Origin of the sequence: Blastopirellula marina DSM 3645, from assembly GCF_000153105.1 — a bacterium.
Classification (GTDB): Bacteria; Planctomycetota; Planctomycetia; order Pirellulales; family Pirellulaceae; genus Blastopirellula; species Blastopirellula marina.
The window spans coordinates 3,192,503-3,213,523 of record NZ_CH672376.1 but is presented as its reverse complement, the minus strand read 5'-3'; the positions used below and the strand labels follow the sequence as shown (position 1 = coordinate 3,213,523).

General features: G+C 58.2%; 15 protein-coding genes. 6 read left to right on the top strand and 9 right to left on the bottom strand.

Annotation, left to right across the window (positions count from 1 at the left end; genetic code table 11):
• Positions 1–66: 66 nt before the first annotated feature.
• From DSM3645_RS15020 to DSM3645_RS15010, 3 genes are read left to right on the top strand one after another with little or no spacing between them, the layout of a single operon-like run.
• Positions 67–1,443, top strand: coding sequence for a DUF1501 domain-containing protein (locus DSM3645_RS15020; RefSeq protein ID WP_002653075.1), 1,377 nt, complete (start codon positions 67–69; stop codon positions 1,441–1,443).
• A 42-nt stretch (positions 1,444–1,485) separates the two neighbouring features.
• Positions 1,486–3,939 carry a DUF1549 domain-containing protein gene (locus tag DSM3645_RS15015; RefSeq protein WP_002653074.1) on the top strand — a complete coding sequence of 818 codons (2,454 nt, stop codon included), beginning with the start codon at positions 1,486–1,488 and terminating at the stop codon, positions 3,937–3,939.
• 20 nt (positions 3,940–3,959) lie between these two features.
• Positions 3,960–7,355: a c-type cytochrome domain-containing protein gene (locus tag DSM3645_RS15010; RefSeq protein ID WP_002653073.1), complete on the top strand. Its 3,396-nt coding sequence runs from the start codon at positions 3,960–3,962 to the stop codon at positions 7,353–7,355.
• Between the two features lie 13 nt (positions 7,356–7,368).
• On the opposite strand, the gene DSM3645_RS15005 is transcribed toward DSM3645_RS15010, so the two are convergent.
• The 5 genes from DSM3645_RS15005 to DSM3645_RS14985 all read right to left on the bottom strand — a co-directional run bounded on the left by DSM3645_RS15005 (position 7,369) and on the right by DSM3645_RS14985 (position 13,351).
• The gene (locus tag DSM3645_RS15005) at positions 7,369–8,061 is read right to left on the bottom strand and encodes a CBS domain-containing protein (protein ID WP_002653072.1); all 693 of its coding nucleotides are present in this window, start codon (positions 8,059–8,061) and stop codon (positions 7,369–7,371) included.
• Between the two features lie 138 nt (positions 8,062–8,199).
• A complete protein-coding gene (locus tag DSM3645_RS15000) occupies positions 8,200–9,852 on the bottom strand; it encodes an ABC transporter permease (RefSeq protein ID WP_002653071.1) in 1,653 nt (550 codons plus the stop codon).
• Positions 9,849–10,796, bottom strand: coding sequence for an ABC transporter ATP-binding protein (locus DSM3645_RS14995; protein ID WP_002653070.1), 948 nt, complete (start codon positions 10,794–10,796; stop codon positions 9,849–9,851). The genes DSM3645_RS15000 and DSM3645_RS14995 overlap by 4 nt, the downstream gene beginning before the upstream one ends.
• Before the next feature lie 4 nt (positions 10,797–10,800).
• Positions 10,801–13,104: a hypothetical protein gene (locus tag DSM3645_RS14990; RefSeq protein ID WP_002653069.1), complete on the bottom strand. Its 2,304-nt coding sequence runs from the start codon at positions 13,102–13,104 to the stop codon at positions 10,801–10,803.
• Positions 13,091–13,351 (bottom strand): hypothetical protein, encoded by a 261-nt coding sequence (locus tag DSM3645_RS14985; RefSeq protein WP_131282604.1) that lies wholly within the window; start codon positions 13,349–13,351, stop codon positions 13,091–13,093. Before DSM3645_RS14985 ends, DSM3645_RS14990 begins: the two co-directional genes overlap by 14 nt.
• 186 nt (positions 13,352–13,537) lie before the next feature.
• Here DSM3645_RS14985 and DSM3645_RS28380 point away from each other — a divergent pair, with 186 nt between their 5' ends.
• From DSM3645_RS28380 to nadE, 3 genes are all read left to right on the top strand, one after another.
• Positions 13,538–13,933 (top strand): metallopeptidase family protein, encoded by a 396-nt coding sequence (locus tag DSM3645_RS28380; protein WP_050769389.1) that lies wholly within the window; start codon positions 13,538–13,540, stop codon positions 13,931–13,933.
• A 113-nt stretch (positions 13,934–14,046) separates the two neighbouring features.
• The gene (locus tag DSM3645_RS14975) at positions 14,047–14,781 is read left to right on the top strand and encodes a putative metalloprotease CJM1_0395 family protein (RefSeq protein ID WP_002653066.1); all 735 of its coding nucleotides are present in this window, start codon (positions 14,047–14,049) and stop codon (positions 14,779–14,781) included.
• 92 nt (positions 14,782–14,873) lie between these two features.
• On the top strand, positions 14,874–16,874 hold the full coding sequence (nadE, locus tag DSM3645_RS14970) for an NAD(+) synthase (protein WP_002653065.1): 2,001 nt from the start codon (positions 14,874–14,876) through the stop codon (positions 16,872–16,874).
• A gap of 34 nt (positions 16,875–16,908) precedes the next feature.
• Here the strand turns inward: nadE and DSM3645_RS14965 are convergent, their stop codons facing one another.
• The 4 genes from DSM3645_RS14965 to DSM3645_RS14950 form a co-directional block, all read right to left on the bottom strand.
• Positions 16,909–17,487 carry a hypothetical protein gene (locus DSM3645_RS14965; RefSeq protein ID WP_002653064.1) on the bottom strand — a complete coding sequence of 193 codons (579 nt, stop codon included), beginning with the start codon at positions 17,485–17,487 and terminating at the stop codon, positions 16,909–16,911.
• Positions 17,484–17,750, bottom strand: coding sequence for a hypothetical protein (locus DSM3645_RS14960; RefSeq protein ID WP_131282602.1), 267 nt, complete (start codon positions 17,748–17,750; stop codon positions 17,484–17,486). Before DSM3645_RS14960 ends, DSM3645_RS14965 begins: the two co-directional genes overlap by 4 nt.
• 56 nt (positions 17,751–17,806) lie before the next feature.
• Positions 17,807–20,557, bottom strand: coding sequence for a hypothetical protein (locus DSM3645_RS14955; RefSeq protein WP_002653062.1), 2,751 nt, complete (start codon positions 20,555–20,557; stop codon positions 17,807–17,809).
• Positions 20,558–20,634: 77 nt separating this feature from the next.
• A partial coding sequence (locus DSM3645_RS14950) for a peptide chain release factor family protein (protein ID WP_002653061.1) occupies positions 20,635–21,021 on the bottom strand: 387 nt, incomplete at its 5' end.

The following is a 21,021-nucleotide window of genomic DNA, read 5'->3' as shown; positions in this document are numbered from 1 at the left end:
CGGGGTCGATAGGTTGAAGGAAAGTCCCTCCTTCCAGTCGCATTCTACCTACCCCCGCGCGGCGATATGCTTCAACTCACCTCTCGCGCCAAGTCGGTGACTTGCGACGGCATGGTCCGTCGCGATTTCTTGCAAGTGGGCGCGCTGGGTGCGCTTGGTTTGTCGCTTCCCCATTTGTTGGCCGCCCAAGCTCAAGGCGCTGTCGCCGATAATCATGACGAGCGCAGCGTCATCATGATCTTCAATCTGGGCGCGCCGAGCCAGATGGATACGTTCGATCCGAAACCTGATGCGCCGGCCGAAGTTCGCGGTCCCTTCAAGCCGATCGCCACCAAAAGCCCCGACATTCAACTGACCGAGATCCTGCCGAAACATGCGGCGATCGCCGATAAGTTTTCCCTGGTTCGCAGTTGTTATCACACGGCGGCCGCCGTTCATGATACCGGCCATCAGATGTTGCAAACGGGTCGCCTGTTTACCGGCGGCGTCAACACGCCGCACGCCGGTTGCGTGCTCGAGTATCTCCGCGGCCGCAAGACCGACTTGCCGGCCCATGTGATCTTGCCAGAGCCGATGGGCAACACCGGCGGCAATCTGCCGCATGGACAAGACGCCGGATTCTTGGGCAAAGCGTTTGATCCGTTCGCGTTGATGGCCGATCCCTCGAAACCGAACTTCCAGGTTCCCGACTTATTGCCGCCCAAAGAAATCGGCCAGGCCCGCTTAGAGCGTCGTCGCCGCTTGCGCCAGATTGTCGAAGGCACGATGCGCAACTTTGAAGCGAGCGAGAGCGCCAAGCTGATGGACGCGAACTTTGAGTCGGCCTATCGCATGATCACCAGCCCGGCCGCTCGTGACGCGTTTGATCTCACGAAAGAACCGCCGGCGCTGCGCGAGCGTTACGGCATGAATCGCTTTGGTCAAAGTTGCTTGTTGGCGCGACGCTTGATCGAAGCCGGCGTTCGCTTTGTCACCGTCAATACGTTTCTGACCGTCTTCAATGAGATTACGTGGGACATCCACGGCTCGAAGCCGTTCACGTCGATCGAAGGGATGAAAGAAATTGTCGCGCCGATGTACGACCAGGCCTACTCGGCTTTGATCACCGATTTGGTTGATCGCGGCCTGCTCGAAAACACGCTGGTCTGCAATCTGGCCGAGTTCGGTCGGACGCCGCGCGTCAATCCTGCCGGCGGCCGCGACCATTGGCCGCAATGCTTTACCGTTTATTTCGCCGGCGGCGGAGTTCAAGGAGGTCGCGTCGTGGGACGCAGCGATCCCAACGGCGCCTATCCGGCCGAACGTCCCACACCGCCGTCCGAGGTGGTCGCGACCATCTATCGCAGTCTCGGACTCGATTTAGAAACAACGCTGCCGGGTCCTGCCGGTCGGCCGTTCCCGTTGGTTGATTTTGGAGCGCACGCAATCGATGAATTATTCTAACGCGGCGCTATTCCCTGATTTTCTTCCACTTACAGAGGATCCATGCGCGTCCATCGTGTTTTCCTTTCACTCGCACTGGCCGCGGCTTATGCCGCCGTCGTCGGCGATTTGCATGCAACCGAGCCTTCGCTCAGCGTGCTCCCCGGCGAGATCGTCCTCGATACTGTCAAATCGTCGCAACGCATCGTTGCGCAGCGATTGGACGGTGACCAGGCGTTGGCTGAAGCCCGCGACGTGGTCTGGAAATCGTCGGACGAATCGATCGCTACTGTAAAAAATGGATCGGTCATTCCGCACGCAAACGGACTGGCGACAATCACCGCTACCGCAGGAGAACTGACCGCAACCGCGCAGGTGCGCGTGACGGGTCAAGAGACGGAGTTCCACTGGAACTTCCGCAATCAAATCTTGTCGATCTTCTCGAAAGCGAATTGCAACGGCGGCGCATGCCATGGCGCACTGGCCGGCAAAAAGGGATTCAAACTCTCGCTCTTCGGGTACGATCCGGCGTCCGACTACGACTCGATCACGCGGCATGCTCGTGGACGCCGAGTGACGTACAGCGATCCAGGCCGCAGTTTGCTGCTGCTCAAGCCTACCGGCACGTTGCCCCATAAAGGGGGCGTGCGATTTGAAGTCAGTTCACCCGACTATCTGGCGATCGCCGAGTGGATCGCCGACGGCGCTCCGCCGCCGCAAGAATCCGACGCGCGGTTGGATCACCTCCAGATCCTACCGGCGGCAAGTCGTCAATCGCCCGGCGACGAACAACAACTGGTCGTCATCGCGCATTACGAGGATGGTCGCCGCGAAGATGTCACGCGCTGGGCCAAGTTTGACTCGGTGAATACATCGGTCGCCGAAGTCGCCGCCGACGGTCATGTTTCGATTGTGGGCCCCGGCGAAGGCGCCGTGAAGGCTTGGTTTTTGAACCAAAACGTCCTCGCATTCGTCAGCGTTCCCTATCCCGGCGAACCGGCTGCGGTCGCGATCGCCGCCGCACCGCGGCGCAATTTCATCGACGAGATGATCCTGGCGAAACTCGATAGCTTGAACCTGCCGCCGTCTCCGCCGGCCGATGACGCCCAGTTTGTCCGCCGCGCTTATCTCGATGCAATCGGCATTTTGCCGACCACCGCCGAGACGCGCGATTTTCTCGCCGACCACGATCCGGCCAAACGCGACAAATTGATCGACGCGCTGTTGAAACGTCCCGAGTTTGTCGACTATTGGTCTTACCAATGGTCCGATCTGCTGTTGGTCAGCGGCGATCGGCTTCGTCCCGAAGCGGTGAAAAGCTACTACGGTTGGATCCGGGGTCAGGTCGAGAAAAACCGTCCGTGGGACGAAATGGTGCATGAACTGGTGACCGCGAGCGGCGGGACCTACGACAACGGCGCCGCCAACTTTTATGCGCTCCATCAAGATCCGACCGTGATGGCCGAAACCGTCGCCCAGGCGTTTCTCGGTCTCTCGATCGGCTGTGCAAAGTGTCACAACCATCCGCTGGAAAAATGGACCAACGACCAGTACTTCGGCATGGCGAATCTCTTCTCGCGCGTCCGCGGCAAAGGTTGGGGCGGCGATTACCGCAGCGGCGACGGCAAGCGAACCGTCTTTGCCGACACCGCCGGAGAACTAGTCCAACCGAGAACCGGCAAACCGCAGTTGCCTCGTCCACTAGACGGCGAAGCGATCCCATTTGCTGCGACGGAAGATCGCCGCGAGCACATGGCCGATTGGCTTACCTCGAAAGAAAACCCCTATTTCTCGCGGGCCATTGTCAATCGCGTCTGGGCGAACTACTTCGGAGTGGGGCTGGTCGAAAAAGTTGATGACGTTCGCCTGACCAATCCGGCCAGCAACGAAGAACTGCTCGCCGCGACGCAACAATATCTGGTCCAGCATGACTTCCAACTCAAAGAACTGATGCGAGTCATCATGCAATCGGCCGCCTACCAGCGCAGCAGCCAACCGTTGGCAGGGAACCAAAACGACGGGCGCTTTTATTCTCGCTACTACCCGCGTCGGCTTTCCGCCGAAGTGATCCTGGACGCTTACGCCGCTGTGACCAAAGCGCCGTCAACCTTCAAAGGTTTTGACGCCGGTACGCGCGCGATGCAACTGCCTGATGCGAGCGTGGAGTCCGACTTTCTGGCGACCTTTGGTCGTCCCGAACGTCTGATCACCTGCGAGTGCGAACGGAGCGACGAACCGTCGATGACGCAGGCGCTGCATCTCTATAACGGCGAGACGTTACTGAAAAAATTGGGCGCCAAAGATAGCCGTTCGCGTCAATTGGCGACGAGCGACAAGTCGCCCGCAGAAATCATTGAAGAAGCCTATCTGGCGACGCTTTGCCGCTTCCCCACGACCGCTGAAACGGAAGCGATCTCGGCCGAGTTTGAACAACTCAAAGCCGAGGATCGGCAAGAATTAGTGGACGATCTTTTCTGGAGCTTGCTCACGTCGAAAGAGTTTCTCTTTAATCACTAAACCATTCCCCACCGCGTGCGATGCGAATATTCCTACTCACCACCCTCCTGCTTTGTGTTGCCAGCGCCGCAACGGCCGCTGAGCCGGCCGTCGATTACACGCGCGACATCGGGCCGCTTCTGACCAAGTATTGCGCCGGCTGCCACAATCCGGACGATGCGAATGCAGAACTGATTTTGACCACCTTCGACGGACTGCAAACCGGCGGCGAAAGCGGCGCAATCCTTGCTCCCGATCAACCCGAGAAGAGCCTATTGCTGGCCGTGCTGGCGACAGACGGCGAACCCAAAATGCCCCCCGAAGAAGAGCCGCAACCGACGGCGGCGGAACTCGCTCTGCTGCGACGTTGGATTCTTGCCGGCGCCACAGGCCCCCAGGCCGACGAAGCGGCTCCCCAGATGAACATTCCGCAGATCGCAGTCCGCGGCGATCTGCAAGCCGGCACAAGCTGCATCGCACTCTCTCCCCGAGGAGATCAAATGGCGATCGCCCGCTATGGCAAAGTAGAACTCGCCGCATTTCCGGCCCACAAGACGATTCACCGGCTGGATTTTCCCGGCAAAGTCAACCAGATCGCCTATTCTGCGGATGGAACCTTGGTTGCCGGTGCAGGGGGACAAGTCGGCGTGAGCGGCGAAGTTCGTATTTGGGACGCTGCGACAGGCCGGTTAAAGCAATCGATTCGCGGACATCACGACGCGATCTATTCCGTCGCGTTTTCGCCTGACGCGCAAGTGCTGGCGACCGGCAGTTACGACAAGGACGTGATTGTTTGGGATTTGCAATCAGGCTTACCGCTCAACACTCTCACCGGGCACAACGACGCGATCTATGATCTTGCTTTCCGAAACGACTCGAAAGTGCTGGCGACCTGCAGCGCTGACCGAACCGTCAAATTGTGGGACATCACTACCGGCGAACGGCTCGAGACCTTTGGCGAAGCGACGGATGAGACTAACGCCGTCTGTTTCTCTCCCGCTGGAAATCGAGTCGCCGCCGCCGGCGCCGACAATCGCATCCGCGTCTGGCAGGTGAGCAAGTCAGCCGCCGAAGGAACCAATCGGCTGCTCTTCACCAAGTTCGCTCATGATGCGCCGATTCTCGACCTCGCTCTTTCCCCAGATGGCAAACTGTTGGTTTCAGCCGCCGAAGACCGCACCGTTCGCTTTTGGCGATTTGCCGACATGGAATTGCTGGGCGAGACGCCGCATCAAGCCGATTGGCCGGTATCACTGGCGGTGACGCAAACCGAAGCGTTGGTCGCCCTGGCGCGCGGAGATTGGCGCGTTGAACCGATCACGGGGATTCGCGGCAAATTGAACGACGCGGCCGCAACGATCGGCCTTCCCTATCAACCGCCGCCAGCGATTCGCTCTGCGGAGCACGTGGCTTGGGAGAAGCTCCCCAGCGCCGACGAAGTTGAACCCAATAACGGGGTAAACCAAGCCGGTTCGCTCGCTTGGCCGCAGGTAATCCGGGGCGTTTTGCAGGACGATGGCGCTGGCGCCGATGTCGATCTCTATCGCTTTGCGGCCGAAGCCGGCGAGCAGATCATTTTTGAGACGCGCGCCGCGCGCGACAAAAGTCCCGCCGATACGTGTCTGGAGATTCTGGATGCGGCCGGAGAGCCTGTGCCCCACGTTTTGCTGCGCGGCGTACGGGACGCCGAGGTGACCTTCCGCGGCATTAACTCTTCGACGATCGACTGCCGCACGACCAACTGGGAAGAGATGGAGCTGAACCAGTTTCTCTATATCCAGGGAGAAGTCGTGCGGCTCTATCGCATGCCGCAGGGTCCTGACTCGGGATTTAATTTTTATCCCGGACAGGGAAAGCGCCGACCCTATTTTGACACGACCGCGCATGCTCACGCGCTGTTTGAACCTTGCTATATTGTCGAGCCGTACGCGCCGGGATCGGACTTGCCCGACAATGGTCTGCCAACGTTTACGCTGAACTATCAAAATGATGACGACAGCGAAGGTCGCGGCGCCGGCGACTCGCTGCTCGCGTTTGTCGCGCCGCATACCGGCGATTACTTGGTCAGCGTCCGCGACGTGCGAGGTTTTGAAGGCGACGACTACAAATATCAGTTGATTGCGCGGCGGCCGCTGGCCGATTATTCGGCCAAGCTCAACGGCGCCAATCCGACGATCAACGCCGGCAGCGGCAAAGAGTTCACCATCCAAATCGAGCGATTTGACAACTTCAACGGCCCCGTCGAAGTCGAAATCACCGGCTTGCCCCCCGGTTTTCAGGCGACATCACCGCTGGTGATCGAAGCGGGACACATCGAAGCGACTGGGGTCCTCTCAGCACTGCCTTGGGCGCCGGCGCCAACCGCGGAGAACGAATCGATCTCGCAGGTGATCGCTCGTGCGATGATCGATGGCCAGCAAGTGACGAAGGAGGTCGGCAGTCTCGGCAAGATTCAACTTGCCGAACGCCCCAAGCTGGCGGTCTTTCTTTCTCCCCAAAGTTCGCCCGACGGCCCTTTTGGCGAACCTCCACCAGAGCGGACTTGGAAAGCGTTGCGCACGGACCAGTTCACCACCAGCGATGACCATTCCGAGCTCGCGCTGCTCAACGATGGTTCGTTATTGGCGATCGGCGCCAATCCAGGTAACGATCACTATCGGCTAGAAATTCCCCTCGCCGCAGGCGAGACGCTGCATGCGATCCGTCTCGACGTGCTGGGACATGCGTCGTTGCCGAGCGGTTCGCCGGGTCGCGGCGCTGACAACGGCAACTTTGTTTTGACAGGCTTGAAGCTCTCGTATCAACCAGCGGGAAAACCATCGCAGCCGATCGCAATTGCATCTGCGGCCGTCGACTATGCCCAAGCAGGGTTCGCCGCGGCAGGCCTGATCGATGACAACCCGAAAACCGGCTGGGCGATCGCCGAGCCCAAAGATGGCAAGTTTCCGGTCAAACGAAATGGGAAAGACCCCGCTCACTACGCCGTATTGGAATTCGCCCAACCGTTGGCGACGGCCCAAGCCGGGAAACTGATTTGCGAACTGCGGCACGAAGGGAATGCAGGCCATCAATTGGGACATTTTCGCTTGGCCGCAACCGTAGAGCCGCCGATCATTCCCGACTATCATTTTCCGGCCGTCCAAGAATTGACGATTGTCGCCGGCGAAACGATCACGTGCCAATTGCGGGTCGATCGCAACGGCTTTGATGACCGCATTCAATTCGACGTCAGCAACTTGCCGCATGGAGTCATCGTTGACAACATCGGCCTGAGCGGAGTACTGATTCCGGCTGGTCAGCTAGAGCGCACGCTGCACTTGACGGCGGCCGCTTGGACTCCTGCTTCGCAGCGCACGTTTCAGGCGTCGACCAAGGTCGAAGGAAAGCAAACCTCGTTGCCGATTCGACTGCGCGTCGTACGACCAGCCGCCAATTAGCTCGGCGGCGATTCTAGTTGGAGCAGGCCTCGGCGAATTCTTCGGTAGGCGATGGTTCGCTGCGCGAGATCCGCTCCATCTGCAAAATGCGGAGGACGCTTTGCAGCGTGAGCAACAGATCTGTCGTGGTAATGATGCCGACAACATGATCGTCTTCCACCACCGGCAGGCAAGAAATGTTGTTCTCGATCATGTGCGACACCGTCGGCAGCAACATCGACTGCGGCGAGATCGCCATGACCGGGGTACGCATCACGTCGGCGGCCACGCCATCTTTGACGGCCAGCAGATCTCGATCGCTGATCACGCCGACGGCGCGTTCCGTTTCGTCGACAACGACCAAATGTCGCAAATGTTGCGTGCTCATCAGGCGGCGCATTTCCATCACCGATCGTCCCGGCAACACGCGAACCACTTGGGTCGACATCAGATTGCGAACTTCGACCTGGTTTTCCAACAACAGATCAAGGTCCTTTTGTAAGCGGCGCAAAATGACTTGTCGCTTTTCGTAAAGCTGAGATCGTCGACCTTCGTCCGCTCCGGCGTCCGGCTGCGCTGATTTGGTCGAATTACGCCAACCTCTGGTAAGCAAATAGCCAACCAGTACGCCGACCGCCAGCGACATGATCGCCACGGCGATGATTGGCGCCGCTTCCTGGTCAAATGCCGCCATTGATCCGAACAACGCATTAACGCCGATCATCATTGCTCTACCCCTCCAGCTGAAAAAACTTCCGTATTTCAAGCGTAGTGCGAAAATGGGTTAGCGGCGGTCGCAAGCGGAAAAGTCAGGCGGCCTAGTCGGCGAGCGAACATCGCCTAGCTGGATCAATCGGCGTAATCGTTATGCATCATCCCAGGGACTATCGGCGCCCAGCACGTCGAGGGGAGCCAGCAACTGATCTTCTTCGCTAACACGTTGCGGCGTCGCTTGAGTCGAGGGGACAATATCTGCGGCCGAGATAACGATTTGCAGGAAGAACATGACCGCTCCCCCCAGCGTCAGCAAGAGAACGCTCCCCACGAGTTCCGGATCCCCAATCGTGTTCGAGCTCTCGGCGATCGCAACTAGCGTCCAAAAGGGATTGCTGATTTGCACGATGCTGTAGTCATCGTTCGGCAGCCAATAGGTCGAAAGCTGGACGATGATGGGAATAAAAACTCCCAACAGCAAAAGCAACAAGTGAATAATCGCGGACAGGAAAATATCGCCAGAGCCGATTCGGCGCAAGCCGATCATCAGCAATCGTCCTACCCCCAGATAAATCACCACGTAGGCCGTCGCTACCGCGACAAACGCGAACAGCATCTCCAGATCGGCGACGGCGCCGGGCCTCAACTGTTGCGTCGCGGCCGCCAACACGACGATAGACACGGCGCCGCTGATCATGCCGCTGGTCGCAAATAAATATCCGCGCGCCGGCCCCGGCAAAAACCAGTTGGAAAACAAGCGTCGGACAACCGCTTTGGGAATCGAGCGACGAATGCGCGGCGAGAGCGCTTGACTTTCGCCAACCATCAGCGCGCCATGCAATCCCCAATGAATCGCTAAAAACGTCACCATGGCTAACAACGCGCCGGTTTCATACGAGGATTCGAGGAAGACCCAACAAAACCAGATAAAAAAGAGGAAGTGTTGCGTCAGCATCACCATGCGCAACTTTGTCGAACGATTTTCACTCGCGAACGAAATCGCCGCGGACGCCGCAAAATAGAGCAGTGCGAGATAGCTGAAGTAAAAGGTCAGGGCGCAGACCGTAATCGTCCAAAATCGGGGGTCGTCGTAGCGCCGCCAGCCGGTGTCTTCGACCACCGCTCCCAAAGTTAGTCCAATCGCGGCGAAGAAGGCGATCAGAAACAGGATGATCACCGCGACCGATAATACCGATTGCCACGACTTGGAGTTGGTTACCGTCGCTAACAATAGGCCCGCCATCGACAGAATGACGGAAGCCAGCGTCGCCGCGATCATCACGTAACAGATCGTGATGATGTCGATCCCGCGCAGTAAATAGGTGAACGCGACGCAGGGAGCCAGGGCCGAGAGATAGACGATCATCTGCAAGACGGCGCTTCCCAATTTTCCGCTGATGATCTTTTCTGGCGGCAATGTCGACACCGACAACAACTCGTAGGTCCCATCCTCTCGTTCTCCCGCTAATGAGCGAAACGCGGTAAACGGGATGATTACCAGCAAGGGAAACAGCAAAATGTCGATGTAGCCGACCAGCATGATCGGGCCGTTCGCTGAATAATAGATTGCCGGCGAGTTAACCGCCACGCCGAGCAGCGACCAGGCCCAACCACAGGCCAGCACGAGGGTGAACGTGACGGCGAATTGCCGGCTCTTGAGCGCCTGGCGCGTCTCCTTCACCAAAATCGGATTTAGAAACTCGCTGCCGTATTCAATCCACTGATCGAAACGCTCCCAACGGCTCGCCGGGGACGCGGTCGTTTGTTCCTCTTCGATGGCTGCCGCCGACTCCACCGTCGTCATTGCACTCTTCCTTGGGTCACGGTCAGAAATACGTCTTCCAAAGACGTATGCTTGGCGCCAAATTCAGCGACGATAAAGTTCGCTTCAATCATTTCCCGCAACAGCGCCGCTTCCGAGACGCGATCGCCGGCGTGCGAGAACATCACCAGTTCGCCATCGACCAGAACGTTCGACATATCTTCGCGCTCGGTCAACCATGCGGCCAACCCGGCGGCGTTTTCTAAACAACGCACGCGCACCGTCGCATGGGTGACTCTGCCGCGCTGGATGTCGGCCACGCTGCCGGTTGCGAGTAGTTGACCTTGCTCGATAATTCCGACGATGTCGCACATCTCGGCCAGTTCGGTCAGAATATGCGAACTGACTAAAACCGACTTGCCGTCGCTCGCCAAGCGATTGATCATTTCCCGCAGTTCAATCCGCGCGCGAGGATCCAACCCCGCGGCCGGTTCGTCCAGGATCAAGACAGCCGGGTCATGGATCATCGCGCGCCCCAGACAAAGCCGCTGCTTCATCCCTTTCGAGAGGCCGTTAATCGCCTTTGTCGCCAGCACTTCGAGCCCGGTAAAGTCCATCGTGTAATTCAGCGCTTTGCGACGATCATTGCCGCGCAGGCCATAGGCTCGCGCGAAAAAGTCGAGATACTCCCAACAGTTCACGTTGGAGTAGGTGCCAAAATAATCAGGCATAAATCCCAACCGGCGGCGGACACGATCGGGATCATTGATGACCGAGAACCCATCGATCAGCGCGTCGCCGGCGGTGGGCAGATCCAGCGTCGCCAAAATGCGCATGCTCGTCGTTTTGCCGGCGCCATTGGGTCCGATATAGCCAAATACTTGTCCCGCTTCGACTTCGAACGAGATATCGTTCACCGCTTTAGTAGCGCCAAAAAAGCGATGCAAGCGCCGCAGTTCAATCATCGGAAATTTCGTCGCGATCATCGGCTCACCATTTTCCTCGAATCACTTCGACGCTCATTTCCGAACGAAACCGGGGAACTCCGACCGGCGTCCACGGAGACCGTTCGACCAACGCTTCATAAGTGTGCGGAGCGGCGAGAGAACCGGACCGCATCGATTCGTTCAGCTCCCGCTCCAACCGACTTGTCGCGTGCGACACCGCAATCGATTCTTCAGGAATCTGCTGGTAGTAGTATTGATTGCGCGAGCGATTGCTTGCGTTATAGGCGTACTGATCAAACCCAATCGGCAGTTGCAGATCAAAGTCGCTGAGCCGACGGCGAAATTCGCCGGCTGTTTTCGGCGTACTGAGGGTCAACGTTCTCGTTTCGCCCGCTTTCAAATCCTGCGCCGTATAAAGATGCTCGTCGTCCTTCCCGGTGATGACGACCATCGAGACGTCGACTCCCAGCAAGTTCTCGACGACCAGCGCGTCACCTTGCTCGGTGATCGCCAATTTCAGTTCGGTCTTACTCGGCTGCACGACCAGCATTTGATGCGTGACGCGCGAGCGAAAATAGCCCCGCTTCAAGTGCTGAGCTTTGTCGCTAATCACCAAAACATGATCTTGCCCTCGATCGCTGGGCTGCTGATTGATCTCAAATACCGCCGCGGACCGCGGGAAGGTAAACCCGGACGACGGCGCCAGACCGGCGTAGTAGGCTTGCCGCGACCAGGTGACAGCATCGCCGGACCGCTGATCCAGCAGCGTGATTCCCCGCGTTCGCAGCTTGACCCCAAAGCCGTCCGAGAACAACGCAAAGCCGACCAGCGCCATGGTCACCATCGCCGCGCCTGCCGGTACGGTCACGATGATCCAGTTGAGTCGCCCAGCGCTGCGCAACAGAAAATAGTTGACCGGGCCGATCACGACCACAAACAGCGAGATCAGAAACTGGAATGACGTCACCGGCGCCTGACCGACGCCTGGAATCATGAATTGCCAGTAATGCTGGTTCTCGCGCAGTTGCGAGAGACCGTTCCGCTGGAACCACATCCAGCGATCGCTCCCCATTCGGTCGAGCAGATCTTTCCATTGCTGCGCGTCGCCGGGGAAGGGAGAACCTTCGATCGCGACAACCAACCCCATTTGCCAAGTTCGCATCTTGATTTCAATCGGCGGAATCGATCCCTTGGGATCTGTTCCGACGCGAAACGTGCCGTCTTCCCCCACATACGAGCCGACATAGTTGTTGCCATAGTAGCCTCGCGTCCGCAACTGCTCGACTCCAGAGCGGCGCGCGAACGGACTTTGCTCAAGCCAATTGTCACTGGCGCCGGCCGGGGGCATTCCCAACAGTCTCGACAGTTCGCTGCGGTCGGCGGAAAAGGATTTTTCCTCCACTCCCAAATCGCTCACCACCAGATTGCCGCCGCAACGAGTCCACTTGGTAAGCGCCGCGAACTGCTCAGGTTGATTCGCTTTCATCCCACGCAGATCAGACAACGAGACAAACGCCAGATCGACCGACGTCAGGTTGATCCATTGTTGCGGCATTTCATTTGGATTTAAAATATCGATTCGGCCCAGCGACCAAAGTGCGTTCATCACTTCCAATCCCGTTTGGCCGCCGCCGACGAGCGAGCTGACCGAACCGCGGGCCGAGGTCCCGGTCTCGTTGATCAAGACGCGTAAATCGGGAATCGGCGACTTCCTTTTTTTGTCGAGGATCAACCTCACTTGCTCGTTGTACCAGGCCAATCGTCGCACCCGATTGGGAGCGTCGGAATCAATCACGACAATCGCCGGAAACGACTCGCTGGCACTATAGCGCCCGTCGGTAATCGCGACGGGACCGCTGCTGCTGGTCGATAGGTCTTTCAGCTGGGTCCCATCCTCGTAGGTCGTCACTTCGATTTGGTACCAGAGCGCCGTCGAAGGAGCTGGGACCTCGGCGGTCACCGTGGTCGCTCCTTGCGGTAGTTCCACCACGGCGCTGATGGTCTGACGGTTTCGCCAATACCATTGGTCAGAGCCGCTCAGCTCGACCGTCAACACGCGATCCGCCTTGGTCGGCATGCCGTTCGAAGTGTTGACGGTGACCCATATCGGCCGATAGCCGCTATTTTCGACCCAGTTCGTCTCGACGGTCATCGTCAGGCCATGCTTGACGGTCTTTCCCGTTTGGGGAAACGAAACGACGCCCCGGTTTTGTCCCCACGCCGGCGCCGTCGACGTAAGGATGAACAGAACAACGATCCCCCACGCGCGCCATGTTCGCTTGTCTGCATCCATTGGATCGTGATTCCTGAGAAAGCGACCGCGACGATCGGCGTTAATCGGCGACATGGTGATCGGTCGGCAAAATCTGCGGAGCCGGGGTTTCGTTGGCGAACGGAGAACGAAGCGTCCGGCTTTGCGTCGCCCCAAATACCGCCGACGCCAGCGCTGCTACCGAGAACAACACGCCCTGGCCGAGCGCCCAAATCGCTAGCGCAACCAGCGAGAGCATGACGGCGATCGCCCAGCCGTCGCCGCGCACGGCGCTGGCCAATGTCCAACAGACGATCGCCAGCACGGCGGTGCTGATCAACATGCTTCGAATCGTGAATTGCAGTCCTAACATGTCGCCTATTGTCTTCGACTTAGCGAGGTTTTCAAGAATATTGTGAATCTCGTCCCCTATCCACTGTTCGACCAGGGGGACGCATTCTTGGCTTGGCGGCTATTTTTCCCTATGGTTATCCGTAGCTGGCCGCGCTCGACCCGAGAATTATCTTCCATGAATTCAGAATTAAGAAACCATTTTGACACGGAACTCGACGCCGTTTTGGCCGCGCTTCCCGAGGCGGTCCACCAAATTCTCGATCAAGTGCCTCTCTACGTCGAAGACTATCCATCGCTCGGCTTGATGAAGCAATTGCAGATTCTGCACCGCAGTCACCTTTGCGGTCTCTACACCGGCATTCCGCTCACCGAAAAAAGCGTGACGCATAGCGGAATCTTGTCGGATGCGATCCAGATCTTTCGGGAAGGGATCATCGCTCAGACGATCTCCGTCGCCGGAAACCTGACGCGAGATGAGCTTCGAAATCAAATTCGCATCACCATCTTGCATGAGCTGGGACATTTTCACGGACTCTCGGAAGACGATCTGCAAGCGCTGGGCTACGGCTAGCAGCGGCGTTTTTTCGCGGCATAACCGGCATTTCCGGAAAACTAGCCAAGTCTCCGCCGCCTTCTGCCGAAATTGAAAATGGAGCATTCCCGTTTTCAATCCGCACCTTGGCCATGCACATTCAACCGTTGCTACTTTCGTCGACCAGCCTGATCGGCTCGACGCTGCGCAGCGGATCAACGTCGGCCAGCCCCAGCGGCGCTTCCAGCAATGACGTCAAACCGTCCACCCAGCCTGCTGATGAGCTCACCCTCTCTGCCGAAGCCCAGGCCGCATCCGCTGCCGAAGACGCATCAGCGACTTCCGCTACGACAGAGCTGACGCCGGAAGAGCAAGAGCAAGTTCAAAAGCTCGAGAGCCGTGACCAAGAGGTTCGCCAGCACGAGCAAGCCCACTTGGCCGCGGCTGGCGGCTTTGCCCAGGGCGGCCCGACGTTCACCTATCAGCAAGGCCCAGACGGTCAGCGATACGCGATCGGCGGCGAAGTCCAGATCGATACGTCTCCCATCGACGGAGACCCCCACGCGACGCTTCAGAAGGCCCGCGTGATTCAAGCGGCCGCGCTTTCGCCCAGCGAACCCTCCTCGCAAGATCAAGCGGTCGCCGCGGCCGCGGTCCAACTGGTTCAGTCAGCGCAGCAAGAGCTGCAACAGCGCAATGCAGACCCAACGGCAGAAGAGGGGCTCGCTGGCGCTTCCCTCCTCGACGCGGTCGACGTGAATGCGCCCTCCGCTCCGAGCAGCACCGCCGCCCAATCGTCGATCATCGGCTATTTCGCCCAAGAGGCGGAAGCCGCTTATTCGCAAGCCGCCGCCAAACCAGCCAGCAGCCTCTTTCTGCTAGCGTAGAATAAAGATGTCGACCGCGAACCACTTTTCCTCGGGCGGCATCTAGTTATTCTATAGATAGTGTTATTTCGACACCTTAAAGGGTCTGTTTGGTGAAACTGGTCAAGGTCGCTGCCGCCGTCGTCAATCAAACGCCGCTCGATTGGCAAGGAAACTGCGACCGTATCCTCGCCGCGATCGAAGAAGCGAATCTCAACGAGGCCTCGATCCTCTGCCTGCCAGAGCTGTGCATTACCGGCTATGGCTGTGAAGATGCGTTTCTCTCGGCCGACGTGCAACGCACCGCTCTGGCGATGCTGCACATGATCGCTCCCCGCACGCGCGACATGTTTGTCACGCTCGGGCTGCCGATGTCTTACCGCGGCGTCCTTTATAACGTGGTCGCGGTTCTGGCCGACGGCGAGATCGTAGGCTTCGTCCCCAAACAAAACCTGGCCGGCGACGGAATCCATTACGAGCCCCGTTGGTTCAAACCATGGCCCGAGGGACTGCGGGCCGAAGTCGAACTTGAGGGGCGCACCTATCCGTTTGGCGACTTGGTCTTCCGCATTGATGATGCGCTGATCGGTTTAGAAATCTGCGAAGACGCTTGGGTCGCCGATCGCCCCGGCAGTCGTCAGGCGCGTATCGGCGTCGACATCATCTTAAATCCGAGCGCCAGTCACTTTGCGTTCGGCAAGCATGAAATCCGCCAGCGATTTGTCCTGGAGGGATCGCGCGCGTTCCACACGAGTTACGTTTACGCCAATCTGCTGGGGAACGAAGCAGGCCGCGCCATCTATGACGGCGACGCGATGATCGCTTCCGGCGGCCGCATGCTGGCGATTGGTTCGCGACTTTCGTTCCATGCGTACCTGGTCACAACGGCAGTCATCGATCTCGATCTGACGCGCATGTATCGCGCTCGCAGCGACGCGTTCCGCCCCGACTATCAAGGCTCGCTGCAACCGGTAGTTCGCGTTCCCTTTAACCTTCCCGAAATCGAGCCGGAACCGGTTCACTTTGTTCGGGCCGCCTGGGAAACGGGGAGCGATACGAAAAAGGAAGAATTCACCCGCGCCGTCGCACTGGGCCTTTATGACTATTTGCGCAAGAGTCACTCGCGCGGGTATGTCGTTTCGCTCAGCGGAGGCGCCGATTCGGCCGCGACCGCGCTGTTGTGCAGTCTGTCGCTGCGCATGGCGGCCAAAGAGTTGGGCTTTGGAGCGCTCAAAGAGTCGCTCCAATTCATTCCGGCCGCCAAAGAGGCCGAGTCGATTGACGCGCTGGTGACTGCGACCCTCGATTGCGTTTATCAAGCGACCTGCAACAGCGGAGAAACGACGCTGCAAGCGGCCCAGCAGATCGCCGCCGCGATCCACGCCAACTTTCATCACTTTCAAATCGATCGCCTGGTCGAGTTGTATACGGAACTTGGCGCTCAGGCTCTAGGACGACCTCTCTCGTGGGCGACCGACGATATTGCGCTGCAAAACATCCAAGCACGCACACGTTCGCCCAGCGTCTGGATGTTGGCGAATCTGCGAGGATCGCTGCTGTTGTCGACCAGCAATCGCTCCGAAGCGGCGGTTGGCTACGCAACCATGGACGGCGACACCAGCGGCGGACTCTGCCCGATCGCCGGCATCGACAAAGCCTTTTTACGACAATGGCTCAACTGGATGGAAATAACCGGCCCGGCCGGCTTTGGTCCGACGCCTGAGTTGAACGCAATCAACGTGCAAGCGCCGACCGCCGAACTTCGCCCGCAAGAGTCGAAGCAAACCGATGAAGACGACTTGATGCCGTACGAGTTGCTCGACGCCATCGAACGCGCGGCGATCCGCGACAAGCAATCGCCGCTAGAAACCTATCGCCAGATGATGGCTCTGTTTCCGCAATACGACGAGCAGCAATTGGCCGTATGGATCGAGCGATTCTTCAAGCTCTGGTCGCGCAACCAATGGAAGCGCGAGCGCTACGCGCCCAGCTTCCACCTAGACGACGAGAACCTGGACCCAAAAACCTGGTGCCGCTTTCCAATCCTCTCGGGAGGATTTGAGCGCGAATTAGCGGAAATGTGGCGTGCGATGCGGGGAGAAGAGGAAGGGTAAAACTCGAAGTATTCCATGTCGACTCGTCCGAAGATTACCTTTCGGGGCGTAGGCGCTTTAGCAAATCAGCCACTCCGATTGACGTTGCCCAGTGCCGTAGGTAACGATCATCTGCGCTCTCGCCCAGCAAAGACAGCACTTTTCTTATGTCATCCAACTGACGCTCCGAAGACTCGCCTCCGAGTCGGAACCATTCCAGTTTGCTAATGACAATATCTTCGGCCGAAGCAATGGGAACAGAGATGACATTCGTTTCTCCCAATTCTCCCACGACAGCCCGAGACATCGCCGATTTATCAAATTCACGGTCGCGACTAACAAATACGTCGAATTTGAAAGAAGTCGGCAAGTGGATCAGGTTAAAACACGAACGACGCCGGATCGCATCTTGAATTGCGGATTCGCTGGCGTAGTAAGAACCGCCTAACGATGTCAAAAGCGCCGACACCGCTGTTGCTGGAATTTCCGAAACAACGTCCACATCCATCGTACTTCGAGCCGCACCATGGTACGAACTCGCTACGCTTCCGCCGATGTAGTAGCGAATCTCCAAGCTTTCGAATGCCGCAACTACCAAGGTCAATGCGTCGACAATATCATCTGATTGACTCACGACTGGACATTACTCCGACTACGCCGCACCGCTTCCGCTAGCTCCGCTCCATAATGCAACTCAATGAATTTCAGTCCAACCTCCGCTTCGTTGAACTGAGGAAAACGCCTGCGAATCGCCGCTTTAGAAAGTCGGAGCATTTCGGAGCTAAGTCTTAAAGCGAGCGCCATTCGCTGCGAAGGCTGCATCTGCGCCATTAATTCGCGCTGCACCGCTTCCGCTTCACTCGAAGTATCCTGCGTGTAGCTTGCCAAGTTTTCCATCGAATCCAATCGCGAAATCATCGATCTAGACCGTTTCCCAAATCATTCATTCCGCGTTAGAAGTCGCGCCCTTCCGTCGGCGGAGGAGCGACTTCCTCGGCTGGTTTCTTGACCGGCTTCTTCTCTTCCTTCGCTTTCGGCGCAGCGCCGAGTCCAAAGAAGTTGAAGGTCGGCAGCTTCAGCGACGGTTCTGGCTTTTCGCGCCACATGTCGAGTTCGGCGTTGAGCACGACTTGCCCATCTCCCATGTTGACGCGCGCGTTTAAGCCGCGGAACCACTTCAAGAAGTTGGCTTCAAACTCTAATTGATCGTCCCCCCACGCGGTCGAACGCCAACGGGCTCCGGCGCCTTCGCCGGTCGTCTCGTAGGTCCCTTCCAGCGGGCAGACAAACTGTAGGGCCAGCAGATCTTCTGCAAAGTCCTTCGCTTTCTCTTCCGGCACGCCGAGCTGCGCTGAAACGGCGTTAAACAACCGCGCACTTCCTAGCGAACCCCGCTTCGCCCACGACTGCGCCATCGCGTTGGCGAGCGGAGTCACATCCGCGTCCGAGATGTCGCCGATGCGTATGCGTGCCTGAGCGGGATGTTCGTCTTCGGTCAGCGCCAACTGCGGCGTCACGTTTCGCAAAATGTCAAAGTGGAACGAGAGCGTCGAGAAGCCGTTGTACTCGCGACGCCAAAGTCCCAGCGGAAACTTCGAGTAACCATATTGATCCGGCGCGGCGAACGCGCCGATCACCGGAATTTTGTCGAGCAAACCAGGCTTCGGCCAAGCGGTCAGATAGCCAGGGGTCGCCTGCATCATGCGCAACGTATTCAGGAGTCCGCCGTTGGCGTAGTTATCAATCGGAAACGGCACGTCCTGCAAACCCAGCGCGTAGTGATACAGTTGATTGTCCGAGTCCCCCTTCAGCACAAACTGCAGCATCGCGACGTCACGTGCGGCGGGGGCAATTTGACGTGTCAGCGGCGGCCCCAAGCGATCGGTCAGCATGCCGTACTTCTCTTCGACAAACGGCGTCATCCGCGCGTCAATTGTCAGTCGTTCCGTTCCCTTGTCGTCGAGCTTAAAGCGATAGATGCCGGCCATTAGTGGATCCATCTGGCTCCAATGAGAGACGTGAAACTCACGAACGCGCTCGAAGTCGCGCGCCTCCGCGACGTTGACCTTGGTCACTTGAACATCGGCGATCGGCAAAAAGTTGCCCGGCGCGCCGCGCAGCGAATCTTGCAGGGCTCCGTCGACCTCCACCACGCGGCTGCCGTCGCTGCGGCGTCCGAACGAGGTCGGCAAAAAGCCGCGCTCGATCAACTCTTCTTCCGAGAGTTTGACGAACCCTTCGTTCATCGCCGCGGCTCGCGCCATTTTCAGCAACTCGATCTCGGTCGTCGCGCGTAACCGGCGGCGCAGTTCGACGCGATACTGCGGGCTATACAACCCCTGAAAGAACTGCGACGACATGTAGCAGAAAATCGTGTCTTCTCGTTTTAGCGGCAAATAGGCGCGAGCTTGTTGAAACTCGGCCGTCGCCCCCAGGCTGTCGGCATCGGCGTTCAACGTGATAAACCGCTCTGCGATGGTCAGCGAAGTAGTCACCAGGTGAAAATCACCTCGCCGCGCGTAGAACGAGCGAATCTTGTTGTCTGGCGTCGTTAACGCCGAGATCTCTTGGCCCGCGATCGTGATCGTTTCTAGTTTCGCGCCCAGTTTTTTATTCAGCTTCAGCGAATCTCTTCGATTGGTGTTGATGTCGTTGGCCAGCAGGTCGTTCGATTTGGCCTGAAAGATCAATCCAAACGCGGCGCCCTCGCGGGTATAGGCGTCACGGCCAATCATCGCGACATCGGCGACGACAGAATCGCCAAACAGCTCGGACAGCTCCGACTGTTTCAGCGCCAACTGCTTTTGGACAACTTCGTTCAGCTCAAGCTTGACCCCGCGATTGGCGATCATCATCCCCAAATCGCCGCCGTTTTCCTCCATCAGCTTGTTGAACCAAAGATAGTTGCTCAACTTGCCGAAGCGGATGTAAAAACAGTCAGGCGGAACCGCTTTCGCCAGCGGTTCGATCGGAACATCGGCGGCCGGCCGGGGCGCGATAATATCGGACCAATTGATCGGCCGCGGCGACGGCAAATCGGCCGGGTCGGTGATCGATTCGTCAAGCATCACCGAGCGCATCTCGGCGGCGCGAACTTTGTCGGAGTTCAGCAGCACGAAGACCGACTGTTCGGGACTGAACGCGTCTCGATCGTTCAAGTCATTTTGCGATAACGGGGGCGCCGGCAAACCCAATCGCCGCGAGAGCATCGCGGTCATGTAGGTCTCCATCACCATCGGGTAGTTGGCCCAATCTTTTTGTTCACGCAGATTCTCGTGATACTTGCGCCACCAGAGCGTCTCCATCGCGGTCAGCATCGATTCATGCGACGGAGGAGTCGGCGTCAGGCGAAATTTTTGCGGAGTCGGCGTCGCAACCGTAATGTCGAGCGGTTCGGTTCCCGTGAACAAAAAATAGACTGTCAACCGCTGCGGCGGCGTGACGTTGTTGATCCCCGTCAGCGCCTGCAGGAATCCGAGCACGCGTTGTTTTTCAAACGCCGGATAGAAGATCCGATTGTCGGTCTCGTGGATCGAAAACCCGTTACTGTCGATTGGGTCGCCGAAGTCCGACTTTTGAAACGAGACCGTGATTTGACCAACGCCGAACGGTTGCCCGCTCACGGCGATCGCCTCGGCGGCGTCGGCGCCAGCGGCCGTCAGCGACATCACGCTGATGCCGAGCAAAGCTATCCACATTCGCATCGCACTATCCTTGGTTGAAGCGTCGACTCGCTCGCTCCATCCGTGGGAACGATCCGCTGGGTGCGGTTAGCGAGCGCCTATGTCAACGGGCGCAAACCACGCTCGGCCCGTTGTTGATTGAATTGTTGAAACGCAGTTGGTTCGTCTTTGAGAAAACGAACCAACTGCGTGGTACTGCAAGATAACGCTTGAGCCGCTAGTTTTGCATCCCAATCGGCCGCCGCCAGATAATCGAGCCCTTCGGCCAACAGCGACGGAAAGTCGGCATGCGCCGGATTCACGGCGATTTTGCCTCCCCGCACTCGCGATTTCCAGCGCGAACTAGGGGAAGCATCGAGCCGAGTTTCGCAGCGAACCTGCACAGCCAAGCGTAATCTTAGCCGAAAGATCGCAACTTGGCGATTTTCGGCCTGGGATCGGCGCTCGTTCGCTTCGGCACTAATCTTGGTCGGCTGATGGGTTAA